Annotated in this window: 22 protein-coding genes and 2 tRNA genes; 15 read left to right on the forward strand and 9 right to left on the reverse strand. The window is 69.9% G+C overall.

Annotated elements, in window-relative coordinates; translation table 11 throughout:
- The first annotated feature begins 86 nt into the window (after positions 1-86).
- The 3 genes from CSW64_RS08840 to CSW64_RS08850 all read left to right on the forward strand — a co-directional run bounded on the left by CSW64_RS08840 (position 87) and on the right by CSW64_RS08850 (position 2,408).
- Positions 87-527 (forward strand): VOC family protein, encoded by a 441-nt coding sequence (locus tag CSW64_RS08840; protein ID WP_099621769.1) that lies wholly within the window; start codon positions 87-89, stop codon positions 525-527.
- Positions 527-1,306 (forward strand): SDR family NAD(P)-dependent oxidoreductase, encoded by a 780-nt coding sequence (locus CSW64_RS08845; RefSeq protein WP_099621770.1) that lies wholly within the window; start codon positions 527-529, stop codon positions 1,304-1,306. The genes CSW64_RS08840 and CSW64_RS08845 overlap by 1 nt, the downstream gene beginning before the upstream one ends.
- A 199-nt stretch (positions 1,307-1,505) precedes the next feature.
- Positions 1,506-2,408 carry a siderophore-interacting protein gene (locus tag CSW64_RS08850; RefSeq protein WP_099621771.1) on the forward strand — a complete coding sequence of 301 codons (903 nt, stop codon included), beginning with the start codon at positions 1,506-1,508 and terminating at the stop codon, positions 2,406-2,408.
- Here the strand turns inward: CSW64_RS08850 and CSW64_RS08855 are convergent.
- The 6 genes from CSW64_RS08855 to CSW64_RS08880 form a co-directional block, all read right to left on the reverse strand.
- On the reverse strand, positions 2,405-2,980 hold the full coding sequence (locus tag CSW64_RS08855; protein ID WP_099621772.1) for a methylated-DNA--[protein]-cysteine S-methyltransferase: 576 nt from the start codon (positions 2,978-2,980) through the stop codon (positions 2,405-2,407). The two genes, CSW64_RS08850 and CSW64_RS08855, sit on opposite strands and share 4 nt — an antisense overlap.
- 9 nt (positions 2,981-2,989) lie before the next feature.
- Positions 2,990-3,643, reverse strand: coding sequence for a LysE family translocator (locus CSW64_RS08860; protein WP_099621773.1), 654 nt, complete (start codon positions 3,641-3,643; stop codon positions 2,990-2,992).
- 122 nt (positions 3,644-3,765) lie between these two features.
- Positions 3,766-3,840, reverse strand: a tRNA-Asn gene (locus tag CSW64_RS08865).
- A gap of 196 nt (positions 3,841-4,036) precedes the next feature.
- Complete coding sequence (locus tag CSW64_RS08870; protein ID WP_150131366.1) at positions 4,037-4,471, reverse strand: universal stress protein; 435 nt, start codon at positions 4,469-4,471, stop codon at positions 4,037-4,039.
- 67 nt (positions 4,472-4,538) lie between these two features.
- Positions 4,539-5,150 (reverse strand): DUF1353 domain-containing protein, encoded by a 612-nt coding sequence (locus CSW64_RS22160; RefSeq protein ID WP_216361260.1) that lies wholly within the window; start codon positions 5,148-5,150, stop codon positions 4,539-4,541.
- A 111-nt stretch (positions 5,151-5,261) separates the two neighbouring features.
- Positions 5,262-5,335 (reverse strand) — tRNA-Cys (locus tag CSW64_RS08880).
- Between the two features lie 159 nt (positions 5,336-5,494).
- On the opposite strand from CSW64_RS08880, the gene CSW64_RS08885 reads away from it, so the two are divergent.
- The 8 genes from CSW64_RS08885 to CSW64_RS08915 all read left to right on the forward strand — a co-directional run bounded on the left by CSW64_RS08885 (position 5,495) and on the right by CSW64_RS08915 (position 14,532).
- Entirely contained in the window at positions 5,495-6,070 is a 576-nt protein-coding gene (locus tag CSW64_RS08885; RefSeq protein ID WP_099621774.1) for a protein-L-isoaspartate O-methyltransferase family protein, read from the forward strand.
- A 124-nt stretch (positions 6,071-6,194) separates the two neighbouring features.
- Positions 6,195-7,661 carry a TolC family outer membrane protein gene (locus CSW64_RS08890; RefSeq protein ID WP_099621775.1) on the forward strand — a complete coding sequence of 489 codons (1,467 nt, stop codon included), beginning with the start codon at positions 6,195-6,197 and terminating at the stop codon, positions 7,659-7,661.
- Between the two features lie 102 nt (positions 7,662-7,763).
- Positions 7,764-8,297 carry a PopZ family protein gene (gene popZ / locus CSW64_RS08895; RefSeq protein WP_099621776.1) on the forward strand — a complete coding sequence of 178 codons (534 nt, stop codon included), beginning with the start codon at positions 7,764-7,766 and terminating at the stop codon, positions 8,295-8,297.
- Between the two features lie 111 nt (positions 8,298-8,408).
- A complete protein-coding gene (locus tag CSW64_RS08900; protein ID WP_099621777.1) occupies positions 8,409-11,114 on the forward strand; it encodes a valine--tRNA ligase in 2,706 nt (901 codons plus the stop codon).
- Positions 11,115-11,295: 181 nt separating this feature from the next.
- Complete coding sequence (locus CSW64_RS08905; RefSeq protein ID WP_099621778.1) at positions 11,296-13,047, forward strand: class I adenylate-forming enzyme family protein; 1,752 nt, start codon at positions 11,296-11,298, stop codon at positions 13,045-13,047.
- Entirely contained in the window at positions 13,047-13,526 is a 480-nt protein-coding gene (locus tag CSW64_RS08910; protein ID WP_099621779.1) for a hypothetical protein, read from the forward strand. The genes CSW64_RS08905 and CSW64_RS08910 overlap by 1 nt, the downstream gene beginning before the upstream one ends.
- Positions 13,527-13,597: 71 nt before the next feature.
- Positions 13,598-13,759: a MerR family DNA-binding transcriptional regulator gene (locus CSW64_RS22165; RefSeq protein WP_216361261.1), complete on the forward strand. Its 162-nt coding sequence runs from the start codon at positions 13,598-13,600 to the stop codon at positions 13,757-13,759.
- A gap of 62 nt (positions 13,760-13,821) precedes the next feature.
- Entirely contained in the window at positions 13,822-14,532 is a 711-nt protein-coding gene (locus CSW64_RS08915; RefSeq protein ID WP_216361262.1) for a hypothetical protein, read from the forward strand.
- On the opposite strand, the gene CSW64_RS08920 is transcribed toward CSW64_RS08915, so the two are convergent.
- From CSW64_RS08920 to CSW64_RS08930, 3 genes are all read right to left on the reverse strand, one after another.
- Positions 14,529-15,740, reverse strand: a complete 1,212-nt coding sequence (locus CSW64_RS08920; RefSeq protein ID WP_099621780.1) for an MFS transporter — start codon at positions 15,738-15,740, stop codon at positions 14,529-14,531. The genes CSW64_RS08915 and CSW64_RS08920 overlap by 4 nt on opposite strands.
- A gap of 4 nt (positions 15,741-15,744) precedes the next feature.
- Positions 15,745-17,163, reverse strand: a complete 1,419-nt coding sequence (locus CSW64_RS08925; protein ID WP_099621781.1) for an amidase — start codon at positions 17,161-17,163, stop codon at positions 15,745-15,747.
- 101 nt (positions 17,164-17,264) lie between these two features.
- A complete protein-coding gene (locus tag CSW64_RS08930) occupies positions 17,265-18,743 on the reverse strand; it encodes an amidase (protein ID WP_099621782.1) in 1,479 nt (492 codons plus the stop codon).
- Between the two features lie 149 nt (positions 18,744-18,892).
- Here CSW64_RS08930 and CSW64_RS08935 point away from each other — a divergent pair, with 149 nt between their 5' ends.
- The 4 genes from CSW64_RS08935 to CSW64_RS08950 all read left to right on the forward strand — a co-directional run bounded on the left by CSW64_RS08935 (position 18,893) and on the right by CSW64_RS08950 (position 24,837).
- A complete protein-coding gene (locus CSW64_RS08935) occupies positions 18,893-19,669 on the forward strand; it encodes a class II aldolase/adducin family protein (protein ID WP_099624179.1) in 777 nt (258 codons plus the stop codon).
- A gap of 197 nt (positions 19,670-19,866) precedes the next feature.
- On the forward strand, positions 19,867-20,439 hold the full coding sequence (locus CSW64_RS08940) for a hypothetical protein (RefSeq protein ID WP_245863876.1): 573 nt from the start codon (positions 19,867-19,869) through the stop codon (positions 20,437-20,439).
- A gap of 124 nt (positions 20,440-20,563) precedes the next feature.
- On the forward strand, positions 20,564-21,676 hold the full coding sequence (locus CSW64_RS08945; RefSeq protein ID WP_150131367.1) for an efflux RND transporter periplasmic adaptor subunit: 1,113 nt from the start codon (positions 20,564-20,566) through the stop codon (positions 21,674-21,676).
- Complete coding sequence (locus CSW64_RS08950) at positions 21,676-24,837, forward strand: efflux RND transporter permease subunit (RefSeq protein ID WP_099621783.1); 3,162 nt, start codon at positions 21,676-21,678, stop codon at positions 24,835-24,837. Before CSW64_RS08945 ends, CSW64_RS08950 begins: the two co-directional genes overlap by 1 nt.
- Positions 24,838-24,998 lie beyond the last annotated feature (161 nt).

Genomic DNA, 24,998 nt, shown 5'->3' on the forward strand with positions numbered 1-24,998 from the left:
CCAAGGCGACGGTGGAAGTTCCGACCATCCCGGCCTATGACGTCGCGGCGCCTGGTTTTCGGCGCGGCGGAGACCGAGGAGACGGCATGCGATACCTGCACACCATGGTCCGGGTGAAGGACCTCGACGCCTCCCTGGACTTCTACTGCAACAAGCTCGGACTGGCCGAGGTGTCGCGTTACGACAACGAGGGCGGCCGCTTCACCCTGATCTTCCTGGCCGCGCCGGAAGACGTCGAGGCGGCGCGCGAGAAGAAGGCCCCGACCGTCGAGCTGACCTACAACTGGGACCCCGAGGACTACCAGGGCGGCCGCAATTTCGGCCACCTGGCCTATGCGGTGGATGACATCTACGCGGCCTGCCAGCGGTTGATGGACGGCGGCGTCGTGATCAGCCGGCCGCCGCGCGACGGCCACATGGCCTTCGTCCGTTCGCCGGACAACATTTCCATCGAGCTGCTGCAGAAGGGCGACCGCCTGCCGCCGGCCGAGCCCTGGGCCTCGATGCCGAACGTCGGGGTCTGGTGATGCGGCTGCTCGGACGCAAGGCGCTGGTCACCGGCGCCGCCCACGGCATCGGCCTGGCCTGCGCCCAGGCCTTCGCTCGCGAAGGCGCCGAGGTGGCGCTGGTCGACCTGGACGGCGAGGGCGCGATCGCCGCCGCCGACGCCCTGGCCGCCGAGACCGGCCGCCGGATGATCGGCCTGGCGTGCGACGTCTCCGACGCCAAGGCGGCCCGCGCCGCCGCGGCCAAGGCGGCGGAGGGGCTGGGCGGCACGATCGACGTGCTGGTCAACAACGCCGGCATCCTCAAGCCCGGCGACATCCTGACCACGACGCTGGAGGACTTCGACGCCGTCCTGGCGGTCAACATTCGCGCGGTGTTCGTGATCGGCCAGGCCGTGGCCCAGGCGCTGGTCGCCGCCGGCAAGCCGGGCTCGATCATCAACATGAGCTCGATCAACGCGGTGCTCGCCATCCCGGGCCAGGTCCCCTACGTGACCAGCAAGGGCGCGGTGAACCAGCTGACCAAGACCATGGCGCTGGGGCTGGCGGCCCATGGCGTGCGTGTGAACGCCATCGGCCCGGGCACCATCGCCACCGACATCCTCAAGGGCGTGATGACCGACGAGGCGGCCAAGAGGGGCGTCCTGGCCCGCACCCCGCTGAAACGTTTCGGCGAGCCCGAGGAGATCGGTCGCGTGGCGGTGTTCCTGGCCAGCGACGACAGCAGCTACATGACCGGCCAGACCATCTACCCCGACGGCGGCCGTCTGGCGCTGAACTACACGGTGGCGGTGGACTGACGGGAGCTCCCCGTGGGGACATGCTCCCGCAGGGCGCGTGTCCCCGGCGCGGCGCGAACTTCCGGGGAAGGGGACACGCACCACCTCGCGGAGCATGTCCCCGGAGCCTCCAGGCACGGAAGTCTTCCCGCGAGATTTCGGCCTCCACAACACGCTCGAATATGATAATCATTCGCAACTAACTGTTGCGAGTGATCCCATGTCCGTGCCGTCCTACCGCCTGTTCGACGTCGTCCTGACCCGGCGCGAGCGTCTCACCCCGTCGCTGTCGCGGCTGACCTTCTCCGGCGAGGAGGTGCGGCAGATGGCGACCCACGCCGCCGACCAGCGGATCAAGATCTTCTTCCCCGACGCCGACGGCCGGCCCGCCGCGCTTCCCAAGACCTCGGACTGGCTGACGGTCTGGAAGGGGCAGGACCCCGCGACCCGCGCGCCGATGCGGACCTACACGATCCGGGCTCTGAGGGCCGACTCCGGCGAGGTCGACGTCGACTTCGTGTTGCACGGCGAGGCGGGGCCCGCCTCGGCCTGGGCGACCCGCGCCGCGACAGGCGATACGGTGCAGATCGTGGCCCCGGTGCAGGGCTTCGAGGGGGAAGCCGGGGGCTACGAATGGCGGCCTCCGGAAGGGCTGCGACGGCTGCTTCTGGCGGCCGACGAAACCGGTCTGCCGGCCGCCGCCGGCATCCTGGAGGACCTCGCCGGCTGGCCGTCGCCGCCGCCGACCGAAGCGATCCTGGAAGTTCCGCTGGCGGCCGACCGCATCCCGCTGCCGTCCTGGCCGGGGCTGGTGGTCCGTTGGCTGGCGCGGGACGGCCGCACCGATCATCCGGCGCCGGGCGCTCTGCTGGTCGAGGCCGCGGAAGAGGCGCTGCCCGCTGTTCCGGACCGGAGCGAAGGCGAGGCGCTGGAGGACATCGACGTCGACACCCAGATCCTCTGGGAGAGGGGCGCGACGACCGCCGACGGCTTCTACGCCTGGATCGCCGCCGAGGCGGGGGCGGTGAAGGCGATCCGCCATCTGCTGATCCGCGAGCGAGGCGTCCCGCGCGCGGCGGTGAACCTGATGGGCTACTGGCGGCTGGGCCAGGTGCTTGACTAGCGCTGGGGTTTCACCGCCAAAGGCAGGTCGTCGAACAGCGTCGGACTCTCGCCGACCTTCGCGCCTTCGATCGCCAGCATCTTCAGCTTGGTCTCGACCCCGCCGGGGGCCGAGAAGCCGCCGGGCTTGCCGTTGGCCCCGAGGACGCGGTGGCAGGGCATCACGATCGGGAAGGGGTTGCGGCCCATGGCCTCTCCGACGGCGCGCGCGGCCTCGCGCGGCGCCCCCAGCCGCCGGGCGATCTCGCCGTAGGTCAGGGTCTCGCCCGGCGGGATGGCCCGCGCGACCGCGTAGACCCGCTGATGGAAGGGCGGGACGGCCGACATGTCGAGGCGAACGTCCAGGAGATCCGGCTTCTCGCCGGTGAGCAGGGCGGTGATGCCCGCGATCGCCTCGGCGACGGCGGGTGGCGGCTCCGATTCGGCCGCGTCCGGAAACCGGCGGCGCATCCGATTTCGCAGCGCCGATTCGTCGGACTCGGGCAGGTAGGTCCCGACCAGCCCGTCCGCGCCCCAGATCACGGCGCAGCGGCCGATGGCGGTGTCGAACAGGGCGAAGGCCGGAATGCTCATCGGCGGGCGCTACTTCTTGCCGTTGCCGGCGAAGGCCGCGGTCACGCCCAGGCCGATGTAGAGCAGCCCGCCGACGTAGCGCTCGAAGCGCAGGTAGCTCGCATTGCCTCTGAGCCAGCCGCCAACGGTCCCGGCCGCCAGGGCGTAGGCGCCGTCGGTGACCAGGCCAAGGAGGGTGAGCAGCACGCCCAGGACGACGATCTGCGACGCCACATGGCCCCGCCCGACGTCGACGAACTGGGGCAGGAAGGCGAGGAAGAACAGCGCCGTCTTCGGGTTGAGCAGGTTGACGATGAAGCCGTCGCGGAACAGCCGCCAGCGGCTGTGTCTCGGGGCCGGCGGCGCGCCGTCGGCCGCCGATGGGGTGGGGCTGAACAGCTTCCGCAGGCCCATCCAGATCAGATAGGCGGCGCCCGCGTACTTGACGATGCTGAACGCCAGCGCCGACGAGGCCAGAAGGGCCGAGAGCCCGAACGCCGCGGCGGCGACATGGACCAGCGTCGCGGCGTGGATGCCCAGGATCGACACCAGGCCCGCCGTCCGTCCCTGCTCGACGGATCGTCCGATGACGTAGAGCACCGCCGGCCCGGGAATCAGCAGCAGCACAAGGGCCGCGCCGACGAAGAGCCCAAGAGCGGCGGCGCCTGGCAGGACGATGTCCATTCGTGATCCCTTTTTGTCGTGGGACGTCACGATACCGGATATCCGCGGCGCGTCAGCAGGCGAGCGGTGATCGACGCTGGAGAAGAGGGAGATAAGCCGTGACGTTCACAGCTGATCTGAGATGGCTCCGCGGGTAGGATTCGAACCTACGACCAGCCGGTTAACAGCCGGCTGCTCTACCACTGAGCTACCGCGGATCAGGTGTCTCAGAAGAGGTGGGGGCTATAGCCGCGCTCGCCGGACTGCGCAAGCGCATTCGCGCGAGAAGCTGGGGACAAAAAAAGAGCCCGGCAGGGTGGCCGCCGGGCTGTGACAGTCGGTGATGGTGGGGTGTCTTCAAGGAAGACCCGGCCAGGGTGAGGCGACGTGGTTAATCAGGCGCTAACGAATGTCTCAGTCCCGGGCGACGAGGACGCTGACCGTCGCCTCGCGGACGATCCGCTCAGCGTTCGAGCCGAGCAGGCGGGTGAGGGTGGTGGGGTGGTGCGAGCCGACGATGATCAGGTCGGCCTTCCATTCCATCGCCTCGGCCAGCACCTCGCCGGCGACCGAGCCGGTGCGGACCACCGTACTGATCCGCTCGGGCGGCAGGCCTGACTTCTGCGCCCAGGCGTAGAGCTCGGCGTCGTGACGAGCCAGCTCCTCGGTGTCGAAGCTGTCGGGCAGGTAGACGTCGTACCGGAAGGAGCGCGCCGGCCGGACGTTGATCAGACGAATGCGGCCGAGGTCCGACGCGAGAAAGAGGGCCCTGGCCAGTTCGCGCTCGGTGTTGGTCGGATCGTCGATGTCGACGGCGACGAGGATGCTGCTGTAGGGCGGGGCGGACACGGAAGGCCTCCTGCGGTCGACGGGCCGGCAGCCTGCGGGACCGGCGCGCGCCTGTCCACCGAGAGCCCTATCTGACGTCGTCCGGCGCCAGGCCTTCGACCGTTTCCGGCGACGCCTCGCCCAGCACCTGGCCGGCGCGGACCGTCAGCTGCAGCATCTCCTCGTCCGAGAGCGGCGGCGGAGGGGGCGGCGGCGGAGGCGGGGGCGGCGAGAATATCGAAGTCAGATTCTCGAAGAGGCCGGGGCGCTCGGCCCAGCGTGGGCCGAAATTGTAGACGGCCCAGTACTTCTGAGCGGCCTCGCCGCGACTGACGCCGCTGTGGATCATGGCGTCGTAGAAGACCCGATGCGTCGCGCGCCAGGGCCGCACCTCGACGTCACAATAGTAGTCGTGGATGATCGAGGCGTCGCGGTAGGGGCCGCCGAACGGGTCGCCGACCAGGGTCCAGAGCACACGCGGGATCGAGGCTCCGTCGATCATGTGACCCGCGGGCGCGCGCCATCGCTTGCCGGCGGCGTCATAGAAGGTGAAGGCGCGCACCAGCTTCATCTTGTTGGTGCCTGCGGTCCATTCGGTCAGCGGCGGCCCGCCCTCGAAGCGGGGCAGGGGCGCGGCGTAGGCCGGTCCGGCGACCAGAAGTCCTCCGCCGACAAGGGCTGCGCGTCTGGAAATCTTCACCACGCCAAGCCTCCCCCAAGGATTGAGGCGCTGACGATGCGCTCGGCATGCGGGATTTGCAACGCGCACAAGGTCGCGTTTGGAAAGGCGCGGATTTGTGTCGGAAGGAGTTGGAGGCCTGACCCGGAATCGAACCGGGGTGCAAGGATTTGCAGTCCTCTGCGTAACCACTCCGCCATCAGGCCTCACGCTCGTCGACGCAGGCGGGCGCGTCGGGAGGGCGGGATGGCTACCAGAGGCGGCGGCGCGTTACAATGCCTTCCTGACGCCGCATTGCTTTGGGGCCGCCCCCGGACCTATAAGCCGCGCGACAACCGCCATCCGCAAAGAGTCTCGAGGATCGCATGAGCGCCGATTTCGCCGCCGCCCGGCTGACCATGCTGGACACCCAGGTCCGTCCGGCGGACGTGACCGACTGGGCCCTGCAGGACGCCATCGGCTCCGTCGCCCGTGAAGCCCTGGTTCCGGCCGACAAGGCCTTCGCCGCCTATGCCGACGCCGAGATTGAATATGCGCCGGGCCGCCGGTTGATGCGTCCGCGCGACGTCGCCAAGCTGCTGCAGACCCTGAAGCCGGAGAAGGGCGAGACCGCGCTGGCCATCGCCGCGCCCTACGCGGCGGCCGTGCTGGAATCGATGGGGCTCGCCGTCGACCGCCTCGAGGGCGAGGACCTGGCCACGACGCCGGCCGGCAAGACCTACGATGTCGTCATCGTCGAAGGGGCGGTGGCCGAGACGCCGGACGCCTGGACGGCGGCCCTGGCCCTGGGCGGCCGTCTCGGCGTGATCGAGCGCCGTGGCCCGGCCGGCAAGGCGATGCTCTATGTCCGGGCCGAGGACGGCGTCGGCGGACGGCCGGTGTTCGAGGCGGCGCCGTCCTACCTGGCGGGCTTCGAACCGGTTCGCGGATTCGCCTTCTAGTCGACCTTTTTGAAACACGACGGAAACGGCTGCGTGAAAAAAGCTTAACTCGCCCCGACTGGCGGCGAGGCTTAGAGGCGATCATATAGGGGCTCGCAGGGTTGCGAACCCGTGGGGATATTCGATGTCGAACAGTCGTCGGGCGGGCCTTCTCGCCGCCGTTTGCAGCGTAGGCCTCCTGGCCGGTGTGGCGTCCTCGGCGAGCGCCGAGACCCTGAGCGACGCCATCGCGCTGGCCTATCAGACCAACCCGACCCTCCAGGGTCAGCGCGCCAGCCAGCGCGCGCTGGACGAGAGCGTCGTCCAGGCCCGCACGGGTCTGCGTCCGACGGTGAACGCGGACGCGAACGCCTCCTTCAGCGACGGCGAAGGGGACGGCAACGCCCGCCGCACCAGCGGCGTCGGCATCGACCTGTCGCAGCCGCTTTACACCGGCGGCCGGGTCAGCTCCGCGATCAGCGCGGCCGAAGCCGACGTCCTGTCGGGCCAGCAAGGCCTGCGCGGCGTCGAGGCCCAGGTCCTGCAGACCGTCGTCACCGCCTATGTCGACGTACAGCGCGATCAGGAGCGCCTGCGCATCTCGACCGAGAACGTCGCCGTCCTGCAGCGCCAGCTCGACGAGGCCAGGGCCCGCTTCGAGGTCGGCGAGATCACCCGCACCGACGTCGCCCAGTCCGAGGCTCGCCTCGCCGGCGCCAAGTCGTCGCTGTCGGCCTCCCAGGCCCAGCTCGCGATCAGCCGGGCGTCCTACGCGGCCGTGGTGGGGCAGAACCCCGGCGATCTCGCCGCGGTTCCGGCGCTCGACAACCTCCTGCCCAAGTCGGTCGAGGAAGCTTTCGCCGCCGCGGAAGAGAACAACTCCTCGGTGCTGTCGGCGGAGTACGCCGAGCAGGCCAGCCGCGCCCGCGTCGCGGCCGCCCGCGCCGCCCGCCGCCCGACGATCAGCGCCGGCGCCAGCGTCGGCTGGGACGCCAGCACCGCCGGCGACCCTCTCGGTAACGGCAGCGGCGGCCAGTTCGACGACTACAGCCGGAACGTCACCGGCAACGTCACCCTGCGCATGCCGATCTTCACCGGCGGCCTGACCAGCTCGCAGATCCGCTCCGCCCAGGAGAAGAACAACGCCGACCGTCTGGCCATCGAAGGCGCCCGCCGGGAAGCGCTGCGCTCGGTGTCGCAGGCCTGGAACGGCCTGCTCGGCGCCCGCGCCAACCTGATCTCCAACGAGGAGCAGGTCCGGTCCGGCCGGATCGCCTTCGAGGGCGTCCGTCAGGAAGCCCAGGTCGGCCTGCGCACCACCCTGGACGTGCTGAACGCCGAGCAGGAGTTGCGCAACGCCGAACTGGCCCTGGTCAACGCCAAGCGCGACGAATACGTCGCGGCGGCGGGCCTGCTGTCGGCGATGGGCAAGCTGGAAGCCAAATACCTGACCCCCGAGGTCACGCAGTACGACGCCACGGCCAACGCCAAGAAGGTCAAGAGCGCGATCGGCTGGGTGCCCTGGGAGTCGGCGGTCGAGCTGGTCGACAAGGCCGGCGCGCCGCCCATCGGCAAGGCGCCGGCCGACGGCGCCGTGGTCAAGCCGAACTAGGACGGAAGGTCGCGAGTCCGGAAGGCGGTTCGGCGTTTGCAGGATCGCCTGCGGGCGCTTAGGCTGTCCTCTGGAATCGCCTCCGTCAGCCACGGCTCCCCCATGTCCGAACAGACCGCCCAAGAACCGACGATGGAGGAGATCCTCGCCTCCATCCGCCGCATCATCTCCGAAGACGATGCGCCGGCCGCCGCGGCCGAGCCTGCGCCGGCGCCCGAGCCGGAGCCGGTCTTCGCCGCCGAGCCGGAGCCCGCGCCGCTGTCGCCGGAAGAGGACGACGATGTCCTGGAGCTGACCCAGACGGTTCCGGCCGTCGAAGAGGTGCAGACCGTCGGCGACCTGGACGTCTACACGCCGGCCGCCCGCGCGCCGGAACCGGAGCCCGCCTGGGAGCCGGAACCCGAGCCGGTCGCCGCCGCGCCGGAGCCCGAGCCCGTCGTCGAGGCCGAGCCGGTCTTCGCCGCGGCCGCCGCGCCCAGCTACACGCCCGGCGCCGCCGCGATCTCGGGCGGCATGACCATCGAGGAGCTGGTCCGCAGCATCCTGGAGCCCAAGCTCAACGAATGGGCCGACCAGAACCTGGACGGCATCGTCCGCTCGATCCTGCGCGAAAAACTCGACCGAGTATTCCGCTAAGCCATAGAGGCCGGTTTTGCGACTGGCCTTGCCGCTTCGCGATCCTGATCATCCTTGATAGAGACCGGCGGCCGCTTTCAGCGAGCCGCCGTTTCCGTTTGCAGAACCGATATGCTTGAAAAGACCTTCGATCCCAAGACCGTCGAACCCCGTCTCTACGAAGCGTGGGAGACCTCCGGCGCGTTCAAGCCGACCGACGATCCCAAGGCCGAGCCGTTCAGCATCGTGATCCCGCCGCCGAACGTGACCGGCAGCCTGCACATCGGCCATGCGCTGAACAACACCCTGCAGGATGTGCTGATCCGCTTCGAGCGCATGCGCGGCAAGGCGGCCCTCTGGCTGCCCGGGACCGACCACGCCGGCATCGCCACCCAGATGGTTGTCGAGCGCCAGCTGGCTCAGCAGGGCAACATCGGCCGTCGCGACATGGGCCGAGAGGCCTTCCTCGAGAAGGTCTGGCAGTGGAAGGCCGAGAGCAGCGGCACGATCCAGAACCAGCTGCGCCGCCTGGGCGCCAGCGTCGACTGGTCGCGCGAACGCTTCACCCTGGACGAAGGCCTGTCCGCCGCCGTCCGCAAGGTCTTCGTCCAACTCTACAAGGAAGGCCTGATCTACCGCGACAAGCGGCTGGTGAACTGGGACCCGCACTTCCAGACCGCGATCTCGGACCTGGAGGTCGAGCAGAAGGAGGTCGACGGCGCCTACTGGCACCTGGCCTATCCGCTCGAGAACGGCGTCACCTACGAACACCCGATCGCGTTCGACGACGAGGGCAATCCGACTGAGTACGAGACGCGCGACTACATCACCGTCGCCACGACCCGGCCGGAGACGATGCTGGGCGATACCGCCGTCGCGGTCCATCCGGACGACGCGCGCTACAAGGGCCTGATCGGCAAGACGGTGAAGCTGCCGATCGTCGGCCGCTCGATCCCGATCGTCGGCGACGACTACGCCGACCCGACCAAGGGCGCGGGCGCGGTCAAGATCACCCCGGCGCACGACTTCAACGACTTCCAGGTCGGCAAGCGCCACGGCCTGGAGGCGATCAACATCCTCGACGCCTTCGGCAAGATCAACGAGAACGCCCCGGCCGACTACCTGGGCCTGGACCGCTTCGTCGCCCGCAAGAAGATCGTCGAGACTTTTGAGCAGCTCGGTCTATTGAAGGGCATCGAGAAGACCAAGCACACGGTCCCGCACGGCGACCGCTCTGGCGTGGTCATCGAGCCCTGGCTGACGGACCAGTGGTACGTCGACGCCGAGACCCTGGCCAAGCCGGCGCTGAAGGCGGTCGAGGACGGCAAGACGGTCTTCGAGCCGAGCAACTGGGACAAGACCTATTACGAGTGGATGCGGAACATCCAGCCGTGGTGCATCTCGCGCCAGCTGTGGTGGGGTCACCGCATCCCGGCCTGGTACGACGCCGACGGCAATTGCTACGTCGAGGAGACCGAGGCGGCCGCCAAGGCCGCCGCGGGCAACAAGGCGCTGACCCAGGACGAGGACGTCCTCGACACCTGGTTCTCGTCCGGCCTGTGGCCGTTCTCGACTATGGGCTGGCCGGAGAAGACCTCGGACCTGGAGCGGTTCTATCCGACCCACACCCTGGTTACCGGCTTCGACATCATCTTCTTCTGGGTCGCCCGGATGATGATGATGGGCCTGCACTTCACCGGCGAGGTCCCATTCCAGCGGGTGGTCATCAACGCCCTGGTCCTCGACGAGAAGGGCCAGAAGATGAGCAAGTCGAAGGGCAACGTCATCGATCCCCTGGATCTGATCGACGAGTACGGCTGCGACGCCATGCGGCTGGCCCTGACCTCGATGTCCGGCCAGGCGCGCAGCATCAGGCTGTCGAAGCAACGCGTTGAAGGATATCGCAATTTCGGTACGAAGCTGTGGAACGCCACCCGCTTCACCCAGATGAACGGCTGCGTCCGCGTCGAGGGCTTCGATCCCTCGGCCGTCGACCAGACGATCAACCGCTGGATCCGCGGCGAGGTGGTCAAGACGGCCGCCCAGGTCACCGCCGCGCTGGACGGCGCCGAGTTCGGCGAGGCGGCCGGCGCGCTCTACCGCTTCATCTGGAACGTCTTCTGCGACTGGTACCTGGAACTGGCCAAGCCGATCCTCAACGGCTCGGACGAAGCCGCCAAGGCCGAGACCCAGGCCATGGTCGCCTGGACGCTGGACCAGATCCTGATCCTGCTGCACCCGGTCATGCCGTTCCTCACCGAGGAGCTGTGGGCCAAGACGGCGGAGGAGGGCGGTCCGGCCCGCGGCAACCTGCTGATCGTCGAGACCTGGCCGGATCTGCCGGAAAGCTGGATCGACGCCTCGGCGGAGGCGGAGATCGGCTGGCTGGTCGACCTGGTCACCGAGATCCGCTCGGTCCGCGCCGAGATGAACGTGCCGCCGGGCGCCAAGGTGCCGCTGGTGGTTTCGTCGGCTGGTAGTGAGACCAGCGCTCGGTTGGAGCGCCACCGTGATCTCATCGTTTCTCTGGGTCGTCTGAATGGGGCGCTCGAAGGTGCGGCCCCGCATGGCGCCGTGCCGTTCGTGATTGGTGAAGCGACAGGTTGGCTGAACATCGCCGACTTCATCGACCTGGCCGCCGAGCGTACCCGCCTGACCAAGGAGATCGCGACCCAGGTCGGCGACATCGAGCGGGTCAACAAGAAGCTCGGCAACCCGGACTTCCTGGCCAAGGCCAAGGAGGAGGTCATCGAGGAGAACCGCGAGAAGCTGGCCGAGGCGCAGGCCGCCAAGGCCAAGCTGGAAGCGGCGCTCGCCCGCCTGCAAGGCGTGGGCTGACGGCGTCCGCGCGCGCCGGCGAAGGCTGGCGCGCGCGTTTCTACCTGATCAGCGGTTAGGTATCGCGGCGCGAAAGGGCGCCGTTGGGTCAAACAGCTGTTTACGGCGCTCCCGCGTCGTGCTTTGGACGGAGCGAAGGCGTCGCAGAACGCCGAGTCCATGACACGCTAGGGAGCACCGCATGACCGACGCCGCCGCGTCCACCCCCGCCTGGCCCGCCATGTCCATCCAGCAGGCCTACGCCATCCTCACGGCGCCGGGCATGATGACCGAGATGGAGGAGCAGGACGTCAAGGGCGTCCGCATCCGGGTCTGGAAGCACCTGCCGCCGGCCATCCGCGACGTGGTCTCCATCGGCCGCATGCACGGCGACCGGGTGTTCCTGGTCAACGAGGACGAGCGGGTCACCTTCGAGGCCTTCCACCGCGCCGTCGCCGCCTTCGCCAAGGTCCTGGCCGACAAGGGCGTGACCAAGGGCGACCGGGTCGCCCTGATCATGCGCAACCTGCCGGAATGGCCGGTGGCCTTCTACGGCGCGCTCAGCCTCGGGGCCATCGTCACCCCGCTGAACGCCTGGTGGACCGGGCCGGAGCTGGAGTACGGCCTGACCGACTCGGGCAGCAAGGTCGCCATCGTCGACGCCGAGCGGTTCGACCGCCTGGCCGAGCACTTCCCCAACTGTCCGGACCTGCAGCACGTCATCGTCGCCCGCGCGACCGAGGAGATCGCCCATCCCTACGTGTCCCGCATGGAGGACGCGATCGGCGGGCCGAACCACTGGATCACCCTGCCGGACGAGGCCCTGCCGGCCGTCGACATCCAGCCCGACGACGACGCGACGATCTTCTACACCTCGGGCACGACCGGGAAGCCGAAGGGGGCGCTGGCGACCCAGCGCAACGTCAACTCCAACATCATGGCCGCCATGTGCGTCGGGGCGCGCAGCTTTCTGCGCCGCGGCGAGCAGCCGCCCGCGCCCGATCCCACGCTGCCTCAGAAGGGGTCGCTGATCAGCGTGCCGTTCTTCCACGCCACCGGCTGCATGGCCGTGCTCAACCCCTCGCTGCTCGCCGGCGCCAAGCTGGCCATGATGCGCAAGTGGGAGCCCGAGCTGGCGATGCAGATCATCGAGCGCGAGCGGCTGACCAGCGCCGGCGGCGTGCCGACCATCGCCTGGCAGCTGATCGAGCATCCGGCGCGCGAGAAGTACGACCTCTCCTCGCTGGAGAGCGTAGCCTACGGCGGCGCGCCCTCGGCGCCCGAACTGGTCCGCAAGATCAAGGAGGTCTGGCCCAAGTCCCAGGCCGGCAACGGCTGGGGCATGACCGAGACCTGCGCCACCGCCACCTCGAACGGCGCCGAGGACTACGAGAATCGTCCCGACAGCTGCGGCCCGGCCGTGCCGGTCACCGACCTGAAGATCATGACCGTCGAGGCGCCGCATCGCGAGCTGCCGATCGGAGAGGTCGGCGAGCTGTGGTGCAAGGGGCCGCAGGTGGTCCGCGAGTACTGGAACAAGCCGGAGGCCACGGCCGAGACCTTCATCGACGGCTGGGTCAAGACCGGCGACCTGGCGCGGCTGGACGCCGAGGGCTTCTGCTACATCATCGACCGAGCCAAGGACATGCTGATCCGGGGCGGCGAGAACATCTACTGCATCGAGGTCGAGAACGTTCTCTACGACCACCCGGCGGTGATGGACGCCGCGCTGGTCGGGATCCCGCACAAGACCCTCGGCGAGGAGCCGGCGGCGGTGGTGACCCTGAAGCCGGGCGCCGAGGCCACCGAACAGGAACTGCGCGCCTTCGTCGCCGACCGCCTGGCCGCCTTCAAGGTGCCGGTGAAGGTCGAGTTCTGGCACGAGACCCTGCCGCGCAACGCCAACGGCAAGATCCTCAAGACCGAGCTGAAGAAGATCTTCGAGGGGGCTTGATGCCTATCGGAGAGCGGCTCAAACAGGAGCGGGTGGTCTATCGGCTGCTCGATCAGTTGGAGCGCGATCCCGACCACGTCGCTCTGGCTCAAGCCCTGACGCTCGATGCCGCGAAACCCCTGATGGGGCTTCGCGGTCGCCACGGCCTGTTCGGTTCGTCGGAGTGGTGGAAGTCGATCGAGGCCGGCCGAATAGTGACAACCCGCACCACGGGCGTGATCTCTCGTCTCTGGTTTGCCGGGCAGGACTCCCGTCAGGCCCCGAACACCGTCGACTTCATTGATGACGACGGGGTCCTGCATTCGCGGGGAATTTATCTTACCGAGCGAAGCGGCCGTCCGCTCTACGCGCTGGGGCGTCGGATTCAATACGTCGAGGCTCATGACGAGCTGAAGGCGCAACCCGCTGCCGATGGATCGACGGACTATGCCCGGATCACCATCGAAGTCGCGATCTCAGGGAAGATCGAGATCGACTAGTTCCGCTTCCTCCTTCGCCTGGCGCAAGGCCGCTTGACCCTCCACCTTGTGGAGGCCGTACGCCCCTGGCCATGAGCGAAGAGATGTACACGATCGGCGAGCTTTCGAGGCTCAGCGGGGTCTCGGTCCGGCGTCTGAGGTTCTACTCGGACAAGGGGCTGCTGCCGCCCGCGACGCGCACCGAAAGCGGCTACCGCCTCTATTCCGAGGCCGACGCGCACGGCTGGACCTGATCCGCGCCCTGCGAGGGGCGGGCGTCGGGCTGGCCGAGATCCGCCGCATCGTGGCCCGGAGGATGTCCCTCAAGGAGGTCCTGTCCCTGAGACTGGACGCCCTGGAGGCGGAGATCGCGGCCAAGCGCCGGATCGCCGCCGTCCTGCGGGCGACTCTTCGCGTCGAACGACCCGAAGAGACCGACCTCAGGAGGCTATGGACCGTGACCACCCTTTCCAACACCCAGTTCCGCGCGCTGCTCGAGCGCTTCTACGACCAGGCGGCCGGCGACGTCGCCATGGACGAGACCTGGAAGCAGCAGATGATCGAGGCCGGCTGCCCGACCCTGCCGGACGATCCCACGCCCGAGCAGATCGACGCCTGGACCGAGCTCGCCGCCATCCTCTCCGACACGGCCTATGTCGCCGAGATGAAGGCCGAGATGGCGAGGCTGTGGACCGGCGACTTTGACGCCGCCGCCTACGCCCAGGCCTCGGACGCCATCCTGGCCCGGGTGACGGCGGCGATCGGGCGCGGGCTGCCTCCGACTTCGTCCGAAGGGGCGGCCATCGCCCGCGACTGGCTGGACGCCTCGGCGAAAGCCATGAACCGCGTCCCGGACCCGGCCTTCCTGCGCTGGCACCTGGACCAGTATCGCAAGCATCACGGCCGGTCGCTGCGCTACCAGCAGCTGCTCGCCGTCCTGCGGGGCGAGGCTGGGGACCCGGCCGCCGCGGACGCCTGGCGCTGGATCCATGAGGCGATGACGCCCCTGTTGGCCGAGGCGGTCTAGTTCCGTCGCCGGAAGGTCGCCGCCAGCACGATCAGTCCGACGAGGCTGGTGGCGGCGGCGGCCAGGATCGCCGGGCGGTAGCCGCCGGTTGCGTCGAACATCCAGCCGGCGGCCGGCGGTCCGACCAGCGTGCCCAGGGCCACGCTGGTGTAGAGCAGGCCGATGATCCCGCCGACGCTGCGGCCGCCGAACGCGTCCATGACCAGGGCCGGCAACAGGGCCACCCAGCCGCCGTAGAAGACCCCGAAGGCGGCGGCGAACAGCATCAGCGGCCAGAAGCCGTCGAGCAGCGCCCAGGCCGCCAGCGAAGCGGCGACTCCGCCGACCATGGCCAGCAGGGTCGTCTCGCGGCCGAGCCGGTCGGCCAGCCCGCCGAGCAGGAAGCGGCCGGCCGTGCTGCCGACGCCGATAGCGCCCAGCAGCAGCGCCGCTCGCGCCGCCGGGACGCCGTGGTCCATGGCGTAGGGGACCAGGTGGACGAAAGGGGTGAAGACCCCGAACGCGCAGATCAGGCAGGCGAGGTACAGGCCGGCGAAGCGGCGGGTCCGCACCGCCTCGCTGACGGTGAGGCCGCCGGGCGGCGGCGCCGAGGCCAGGGCGGGAAGGCCGTCCGGCGCATAGCCGAGGCCGGCGGGGTCGTTCCTCAGCAGCAGGGCCGCGCCGAGACCGATCAGGCCGCAGGCGGCGCCGAGCAGCAGGTAGGTCGCTCGCCAGCCGACCTGCTCGACCAGAAGGGCGGCCAACGGCGGCAGGGCGAGGGTGCCGACGCCGATGCCGCTGACCGCCAGGCCCGAGGCCAGGCCGCGACGGCGGTCGAACCAGCGCTGCACCGCCCCCAGGGCCGGGACGTAGGCCAGTCCCACGCCGATCCCGACGCCCAGCCCGTAGGCGAGATAGACCTCGATCAGCGACCGGGCGAGGCCGGCCAGGGCCAGTCCGACGCCGAGCAGGATCATGCCGGCGGCGGCCACGCGTCGTGTGCCGAAACGGTCGGCCAGCGGCCCGCTGATCACGCCCAGGCTGAAGTAGAGGAAGCCGGCGATCGAGAAGACCAGGGACACCGAGCCGCGCGTCGCGCCGAAGGTCTGGCGCAGGGGCTCGAAGAAGGCGCTGAAGGTGTAGGCGCCGCCGAAGCCGACGAAGGTGACCGCGAAGGCGCCGGCGACAACGAACCAGCCCGGAAACAGCGGGAGAGCGGGACGGGACATGGTCTCAGGCCGCCTTCGCCAGGGCGCCGGGTCGACGGCGATGCCAGTTCGTCGCCGACTGGAAGGCGACCCCGGCGCGCAACAGCGTCGCCTCGGCCAGGTCCGACCCGACCAGCTGCACGGCCATCGGCAAGCCGCCCGGGCTCGCGCCGGCGGGCAGGGTGAGGGCGGGGTGTCCCGTCAGGTCGAAGACGCCGGTGAACCGCTGCAGGCCCTCGATCAGCTCCGGCTGTTCGCCCAGCGTCCGGACGGTCGCCAGGGTCAGCGGCGCGAACGGCTGCACCGGCGTCAGCAGCAGGTCGATGTCGCGGAACAGGGCCGAGACCGCGCCGCGCGCCGCCATCCGTCGCAACAGGGCTTCCTGATAAGCCGTGGCCGATGCCTGTCGCCCCCGGTCGAGCACGGCGGCGAGCACCGGGCCGTAGGCCTCGCGCTGCGAAGGGAAGGTTCCGGCGTGAGCGACGGCCGCCTCGACGGCGCAGATCAGGGCCCAATCGGCGACGGCTTCGGTCGTGTTGGGGAAGGCGACTTCGACAAGCCTCGCGCCAAGAGCTTCGAAGGTCGCGGCGGCTTCGGCCATCATGCCCGACACCTCTGGATCGGCGCCCGACGCGTTCCAGCGCGGGTCGATCCCGATGCGCAGGCCGCGGACGCCGCCGGCGATCTCGGCGGCATAGGCCGGAACAGGCTCCGCGCGGCTGGTCGGGTCGGCCGGGTCGTGGCCGGCGATCGCCTGCATCAGCACCGCCAGGTCCGCCGCGCTGCGGGCCATGGGCCCGACATGGTCCAGACTGGCCGCCAGCTCGACGGCCCCGTGGCGGCTGACCCGGCCCCAGGTCGGCTTCAGCCCGGTGACGCCGTTGGCCGAGCTGGGCCAGCGGATCGAGCCGCCGGTGTCCGAGCCCAGCGCTCCGAAACAGAGGCCGGCCGCGACCGCGACGCCGGGCCCGCTCGACGAGATGCCGGTCCAGTAGTCGGGGTTCCAGGGGTTCACCGGCGGGGCCACGGTCGGATGGTGGTCGGCATAGGCGCCCTCGGTGAGCTGCTGCTTGCCGAGGATCACGGCGCCGGCGGCCTTCAGGCGGCGGACCACCGTGGCGTCATCGCCCGACCAGGCGTCGCGGCGCAGCGGCATGCCGGCCGCCGTCGGCGCCTCGACGGTCCAGAACAGATCCTTCACGCCCAGCGGCACGCCGTGCAGCGGCCCGCGCCATCGGCCGGCGGCGATCTCGGCCTCCGCCGTAGCCGCCTGGGCGAGGGCGCTGTCGGCGGTGACGACGACGTAGCTGTTCAAGGCGGGGTCGAGCGCCGCGATCCTGGCCAGCAGGGCCTGGGTCAACGCGAGGGGCGAGACCTCGCGATCGCGGATCAGGGCCGAGACCTCCAGCAGCTCCAGGTCGGTCAAGGCGTCTTGGGTCGTCATCGGGCCTCCTCGGTCAGACGGGCCGACCTCGGCCCGCGCCGGGAAGCAGATGGCGGCGCAGGGCGCCGCCGTCTGGCGGAAACCGGACTCCGATCGGACGCCTAGGCGCTGATCGGCGGCCGGCGGCCGGCCCAGGGCTGGGCGGCTTCCAGGGCGTAGGCCAGCTCGAACAGCAGGGCGTCGTTTCCCGCCTTGGCCGCGAACTGGACGCCGACGGGCAGGCCGTCCTTGGTCCAGTGCAGCGGCACGCTCATCGCCGGGGCCCCGGCGACGTTGTGCAGCGGGGTGTAGCCGACATAGTCCATCAGCCGCTCGGCCAGGGTCTGGAACGGCACGTCGCCCGAGACGAAGCCGATCGGCACGGGCGGCTTGGTCAGCACCGGCGAGACGATCACGTCGAAGTCCGCGAACCAGCCGTCGTAGGCCTTGGCGTCGCCGGCCAGCCGGCCGATGGCGGCGTCGACGGCGCCTTCCGGCGCCTTGGCGATCAGCTCGGCCATGCCCAGCGAGAAGGGTTCGGCCTCGGCCGGGGTCGGCGCCCGACCGATCAGCTTGGCGATCGCCTGGACGTCCATGGCCGCGCCGGCAGACCAGAGCGTCAGGAAGTCCTGGCCGAAACGCGCTGAATCGATTGGCCATTTGGTCTCGGAGACGCGGTGGCCCATGGCCTGCAGCAGCTTCACGGCGCCGTCCAGGCCGGCGCGGACCTCGGCGTCGGGCTGGCGGCCGTTGCCGCTGGCGCTCAACACGCCGATGCGCAGCTTCCGCTTCGTCGGCGTCGTGATCAGGCCGACGGGCTTGTAGGGCGCATCCGCCTCGGCGCGTTCCGTCGCGGCGAACATGGCGGCCGAGTCGCGCACGGAGTGGGTCTCGACGTGGTTCACCGAAAGGTCCACCACCCGCATGCCGGTGTTGCCGACCAGGCGGCCGCGCGAGGGCTTGAAGCCGAACAGGCCGCAGCAGGATCCGGGGATGCGGATCGAGCCGCCGCCGTCGCTGGCGTGGGCGATGGCGACGACGCCCGAAGCCACGGCCGCCGCGGCGCCGCCCGACGAGCCGCCGCTCGAATGACCAGGATTCCAGGGATTGCGCGTCGGGCCGTAGGCGAGGGGCTCGGTCGTCGGCAGGTAGCCGGCCTCCGGCGTCGCCGATTTGCCGATGACCACGAAGCCGGCCTTCAGCGCGCCGGCGACGTAGGGATCGGTGCTGGTCGCCGCCGCCAGGTTGTAGCGGCTGGCCGAGCCGTAGCGGGTCGGCAGGCCGGCGTAGTCGTCCAGGTCCTTGACCAGGAAGGGCACGCCCGCGAACGGCCCGGTCTGGCCGCCCTTCTTGGCCGCGTCGATCGCCCGGTCGTAGTCCGAGTTGACGATGAAGTTCAGCTTCGGCTGCAGGGTCTCGGCCCGGCGGATCGCGGCCTCGACCGCCTCGACGACGCTGATCTCCTTCTTGCGGATCCGGGCGGCGATCGCGGTGGCGTCCTCGGTCCAGGCGGCCGGCGCCGGCTTCGGAGCGGCGAGGGCCGGCGCGGCGGTCGCTGCGGCGGAGACGGCCAGCAGGCCGCGGCGGGTCAGATCGGTCATGTGAAGCCCTCCCATGGACGTCTTGGCGCGTCCGTTATCGGTGATCAGCTTGGCCGGTCGAACGGCGCTCCGCAAGCCGCTCGAAAGCTTGACGCCAGCGTCATCGGGGCAGACTCTCCGCGCCGACAGAACAATACGAGGAGGATATGATGGCCGACGGTTCGATGACCGGCGTGGGTTCGCTGAAGGGCAAGGTCAGCGAGGCGGAGTGGCAGGCGCGGGTCGACCTGGCCGCCCTCTATCGCCTGGTCGCGCTGCACGGGTGGGACGACATGATCTTCACCCACATCTCGGCGCGGATTCCGGGGCCTGAGCACCACTTCCTGATCAACCCCTACGGCATGTTCTTCGAGGAGATCACCGCCAGCTCGCTGGTCAAGATCGACCTGGACGGCAACACGCTGCAGGAGACGCCGTACTTCATCAATCCGGCGGGCTTCACCATCCACTCGGCCATCCACGCCGCGCGCGAGGACGCCATGTTCGTGATGCACCTGCATTCGGACCAGGGCGTCGCGGTCGCGGCCCAGAAGGACGGCCTGCTGCCGATCAGCCAGCATGCGCTGATCGTGCTGCCGCAACTCGCCTATCATGACTATGAGGGCATTGCGCTCAACCTTGACGAGCGCGAGCGTCTGGTGGCTGATATCGGCGACAAGCAGCTGATGCTGCTGCGCAATCACGGCACCCTGTCGGTGGGGAACACGGCGGCCGCATGCTGGATCGGAATGTTCTACCTGGAGCGCGCCTGCCAGCAGCAGGTCATGGCGCTGTCGGCCGGACGGGACGGGGTGCTGACCGCGCCCGAGGCGGCCCAGGCGGAGGTGCGCAGTCAGACGGGCCGGGGCATGGGGCCGATCGGCGGCCTGGCCTGGCCGGGCGCGCTGCGTCAGCTGGACCGGTCGCTGCCGGGGTACGACGTCTAACCCATCGTTTCGGCAGGACCTTCGCCGCCGCGGGCTTCGGGCTCGCGGCGGTTTTCGGTTGCGGCGAGGCCTGGGCCGGCGCCTGGCCGCTGCCGCCCGGGCGGAGCCAGGCGATCCTCAAAGTCGAACAGGCCCGATCCGACGAGGCCTACGACATCCACGGCGATCGCCATCCCGCGGCCGAGCGCGAGGAGACGATGCTCAGCCTCTACGTCGAGCGCGGCCTCACCCAGCGGGTCACGCTTCAGGGCAAGGCCGCCTGGATCGACGGCGAGGACGACGGCCGCGGATATGGCGGACGCGGGCCGCTGGAGCTGGGCCTGCGCTACCTGGCCTACCAGGACGCCCGCACGGCGGTGAGCGTCTATGTCGGCGTGATCGACGCGGGGAGGGGACGCAACGCCGGCTACGCCGACCCGGGGGTCGGCGGGACGGATGTCGAGGCGCGGGTGCTGGCGGGACGGTCGTTTCGTGTCCTCCAGAGGCCGGCCTTCGCCGAGGCGCAGGTCGCCCGACTCGCCCGCGCGGACCTCTCGGCGGAGACCCGGCTCGACCTGACCCTGGGCGTCGAGCCGACGCCGGACTGGCTGCTGATGGTCCAAAGCTACGCCGGGGAAGCCGACGTCGGGTCCCGCTGGGTGAAGCTGGAAACCTCCGCCGTCAGACGGTTCGGGGCCTGGCGCATCCAGGCCGGCTGGCGGTTCTCTTTAGCCGGGCGAGCGGGCCCCGCGGAACAGGGGCCGGCGCTCGGCCTCTGGCGCGCGTTCTGATTGTTTCAGGACTGAAATCCCCCGTCATCCCGTGGTCACGTCAATCCGGTTTACGCTGTCGATGATGCCTCTATATGTGCCGTCAGTTCGGGCCGGTCTCTCCGGCGTGGGGAGTCGTACTTAAGTGATCCGTCGGCACTTCTTCCTCTTCATCGCCGCCGCCTTCCTCGTCGTTATGCTCGTCGGCGGGGGCATCAAGCTCGCGTTCGGCGACGCCAAGCCCAAGGCGGGCGGAGGCGGGCCGGGCGGTCGCGCCGCCGCGGTGTCCCAGACCCAGGTCGCGGACCACGCCTTTGTCGACCGCATCGAGGTCCTCGGCGCCGCCAAGGGACGTCAGGCGGTCACCATCACCTCCAACACCACCGAGCTGGTCACGGCCGTCCGCTTCCAGGACGGCCAGCAGGTCGCCAAGGGGCAGGTTCTGGTCGAGCTGAAGGCCAACGAGCAGGACGCCGGCCTGATCGAGGCCCGCGCCCGGCTGGCCCAGGCCGAACGCGACTACAAACGCTGGAGCGAGCTGGCCGAGCGCGGCGTCGCGCCGCGCGCCACGGCCGAGCAGTATCTGTCGGCGCTGGAGACCGCCCGGGCGAGCGTCGCCGCCGCCGACTCCCGCAAGCTGGACCGCGTGATCCGCGCGCCCTTCTCGGGCGTGGTCGGCCTGACCGACGTGGCGCCGGGGACCCTGATCCAGCCGGGCGCCAAGATCGTCTCGCTGGACGACCTCTCGACCGTCCGCGTCGACTTCAACATTCCCGATCGCTACCTGCCGGTCCTGGCCGAGGGCGCGCCGATCGCCGCCAAGCCCGACGCCTGGCCGAACGAGAGCTTCAACGGTCGCATCGCCCAGCTGGACAGCCGCATCGATCCGGCCACCCGGGCCATCGTCGCCAGGGCCGAGTTCCCGAACCCGGCCGGCCGCATCAAGCCGGGCATGCTGATGCGCGTAACCATCGCTCACGGCGGTCGCCAGGCTCCGGCGGTGCCGGAGGCGGCGATCCAGTTCGAGGCCGACCAGGCCTACGCCTTCGTCATTGATCGGAAGGGCGAGGGCTCCGTCGCCCGCAAGCAGCCGATCCAGGTCGGCGTCACCCAGGACGGCTTCGTCGAGATCCTGGGCGGGCTGAAGCCGGGCGAACGGATCGTGGCCGACGGCCTCAACCGCATCCAGAACGGCCAGGCCGTCCGCGTCGGCGGCGGCAAGGGCGGCGCCAACGCCGGACAGCAGGCGGCCCGCTGATGCTGTCGGACCTGTCCGTCAAGCGTCCCGTCTTCGCGGCCGTCGCCGCGATCATCCTGGTCGTCATCGGGGCGGCGGCCTATTTCGCGCTGCCGATCCGTGAACTGCCCAACGTCGATCCGCCGGTGGTGTCGATCCAGACCACCTATCGCGGCGCCTCGGCCGAGATCATCGAAGAGCGGATCACCCAGGTGCTCGAGCGCCAGGTGTCCGGCATCCAGGGTATCGACCGGGTCACCTCGTCCAGCCGGGACGGGCGCAGCCAGATCAACATCACCTTCACGCTGAACACCGACCTGGAGACGGCGGCGAACGACGTGCGCGACGCCGCCAGCCGGGTGGTCAACCAGCTGCCCGACCAGGCCGATCCGCCGCAGATCGCCAAGGCCAACGCCGACTCCGCGCCGATCATCATCCTGAACATGACGTCGACGACGCTGAGCCCGCTTCAGCTCGCCGACTATGCCGACCGCTTCCTGGTCGAGCGGATGTCGACCATCCCCGGCGTGGCCACGGTCGGGATGAACGGCCCGATCTACGCCATGCGCATCTGGCTGGACGCCGACCAGATGGCCGCCCGCGGCCTGACCGTCGACGACGTCGAGACGGCGCTGAACAGCCAGAACGTCGAGCTGCCGGCGGGCGCGCTGGAGAGCACAGCCAAGGACTTCACCATCCGGGTCAACCGCGGCTACGCCAAGCCGTCGGACTTCGCGACCCTGCCGGTGAAGCCGGCCAACCTGACGGCCGCCGCCATCGCGGCCAACAGCAATGCCTACATCACCCGGCTGGGCGACATCGCCCGCATCGGCGAAGCCGCGGCCGAGCCGCGCCGCGTCTTCCGCGGCAACGGACAGGACCAGATCGGCCTGTTCCTGACGCGCCAGTCCCAGGCCAACGACCTGGCCATCGCGGAGGCGGCGAAGAAGGAGATCGACACGATCAACAAGACGCTGCCCCCGGGCACGCAGCTGATCCTCGCCGTCGACTCCTCCAAGTTCACCGCCGAGGCGATCCACGAGGTGTGGATCACCATGGGCATCTCGATCGCCCTGGTCGCCCTGGTGAACCTGATCTTCCTGGGCAGCTGGCGGGCGGCGATCATCCCCTCGGTGGTGGCCCCGATCTGCCTGCTGTCGACCTTCATCGTGCTGGCCCCGCTGGGCTTCTCGCTGAACCTGCTGACCCTGCTGGCGCTCGTGCTGGCCGTCGGCCTGGTCGTCGACGACGCCATCGTGGTGGTCGAGAACATCCAGCGCCGCATGGACGAGGACGGCGAGCCCGCGCCCGTCGCCGCCACCCGCGGCGCGCGCCAGGTGTTCTTCGCGGTCATCGCCACCACGATCGTGCTGATCTCGGTGTTCGCGCCGCTGATGTTCCTGCCGGGCTACATCGGCCGGCTGTTCGTCGAACTGGCCGTGGCCATCGCCGCCGCCGTCGCCTTCTCGGCCTTCCTCGCCCTGTCGCTGTCGCCGATGCTGGCCTCCAAGCTGCTCAAGCCGGCCAGCAATTCCGGCTGGCTGGCCCGCCGCGTCGACTACGTGGTCGACAAGGTGAAGCACAGTTACCGCAACTCGCTGGAGATGCTGCTCGACCACCGCGCCGGCGGCTGGGCCGCGGGCGGGGTGGTGATGGTCCTGGCCGGAGTGGCCGGGGCGCTGTTCCTGCTGCTGCCGCAGGAGCTGGTGCCGGCCGAGGATCGCGGCCGCGTCGACATCCAGATCTCCGCGCCGGAAGGGGCGGGCTTCGACTACACCCAGGCGGCGGCCCTCAAGGTCGAGCAGGCGATGAAGGGGTATCGCGAGGACGGCCAGGCCGACCGCTACATCCTCAGCATCCCGCGCTTCGGGGCCACGCAGTTCAACACCGCCAACGGCGTGGTGGTGATGAAGGATTGGGGCCAGCGGACCAAGACCGCGGACCAGGTCGCCGACGAGCTGAACAGGTCGCTGCAGGGGCTGACCTCGGTTCGCGCCGTGGCCAGCGTGCGCGGCGCCTTCCAGCGCGGCGGCGGACAGGGCGGCGGCACCAACGTCGACCTGATCGGCCTGGGCGCCGACTACGACGAGATCGCCCGCTGGCTGGCGCCGATCCGCGACGCCATGCAGCAGCATCCCGGCTTCTCGCGGCCGCGCCTCGACTACGAGCCGACCTCGCCGCGCCTGTCGGTGGACATCGACCGCGAGCGGGCCGCCGCCCTGGGCGTGACGCCCCAGGCCGTGGGCCGGGCGCTGGAGACCATGTTCGGCTCTCGCCGGGTCACGACCTACATCAAGGCCGGCCAGGAGTACGACGTCATCCTGCAGACCGAGCTGGAGCAGCGTCGGACCCTGGAGAACCTGAACACCCTCTATGTCCGCGCGGGCTCGGGCCAGCTGGTGCCGCTCTCGGCGGTGGTCACCACCAGGCTGCGTGGCGACACCCCGGACCGCGAGCGCACCGATCGGCAGCGGTCGATCGACCTGACCACCCAGCTGTCGCCGGGCTTCACCGTCGCCGACGCCGTCGCCTTCCTGGAGGCCGAGGCGGCCAAGAACCCGAACCCCGCGGTGACCTACACCTGGGGCGGCCAGGCCAAGGACTACCTTGAGGCCTCCGGCGCCGTGGGCTTCGCCTTCGGCATGGCCCTGTTGCTGGTGTTCCTGGTGCTGGCGGCGCAGTTCGAGAGCTGGATCCACCCGGCGGTGATCATGCTGACCGTGCCGCTGGCGGCGCTGGGCGGGCTGTTCGGCCTGCTGCTGACCGGCCAGTCGATCAACACCTACAGCCAGATCGGCCTGATCATCCTGATCGGCATCGCGGCCAAGAACGGCATCCTGATCGTCGAGTTCGCCAACCAGCTGCGCGACGACGGCAAGTCGATCCGCGACGCGGTCATCGAGGCGGCGGTCCTGCGCCTGCGCCCGATCGTGATGACCTCGATCACTGCTGCCTTCGGCGCCCTGCCGCTGATGCTGTGGCAGGGGGCGGGCGCGGCCAGCCGCCAGACCATCGGGGTGACGATCTTCTTCGGGGCGATCTTCGCCACCATGCTGACGGTGTTCGTGGTGCCGGTGTTCTACAACCTGCTGGCCCGGTTCACGAAGTCGCCCGAATGGACGGCCCGCCAGATCGAGGCCTTCGAACAGGACAACCCCGACGCCGAGGCCAAGGCGCACTAGGGTCGCCCATTTCCGTCATCCTCGCGCCTGTCGCGAGGACCCATGGACGCGGCGAACGACGAGGAGGGCGTGGAGCGATCCGCGCCCTTTGTCTCTTGGCCCATCACGCATGGGTCCTCGCGACAGGCGCGAGGACGACGGGGGTGTCGGCCGGAAAAGAC

The organism is Caulobacter mirabilis, from assembly GCF_002749615.1.
Classification (GTDB): domain Bacteria; phylum Pseudomonadota; class Alphaproteobacteria; order Caulobacterales; family Caulobacteraceae; genus Caulobacter; species Caulobacter mirabilis.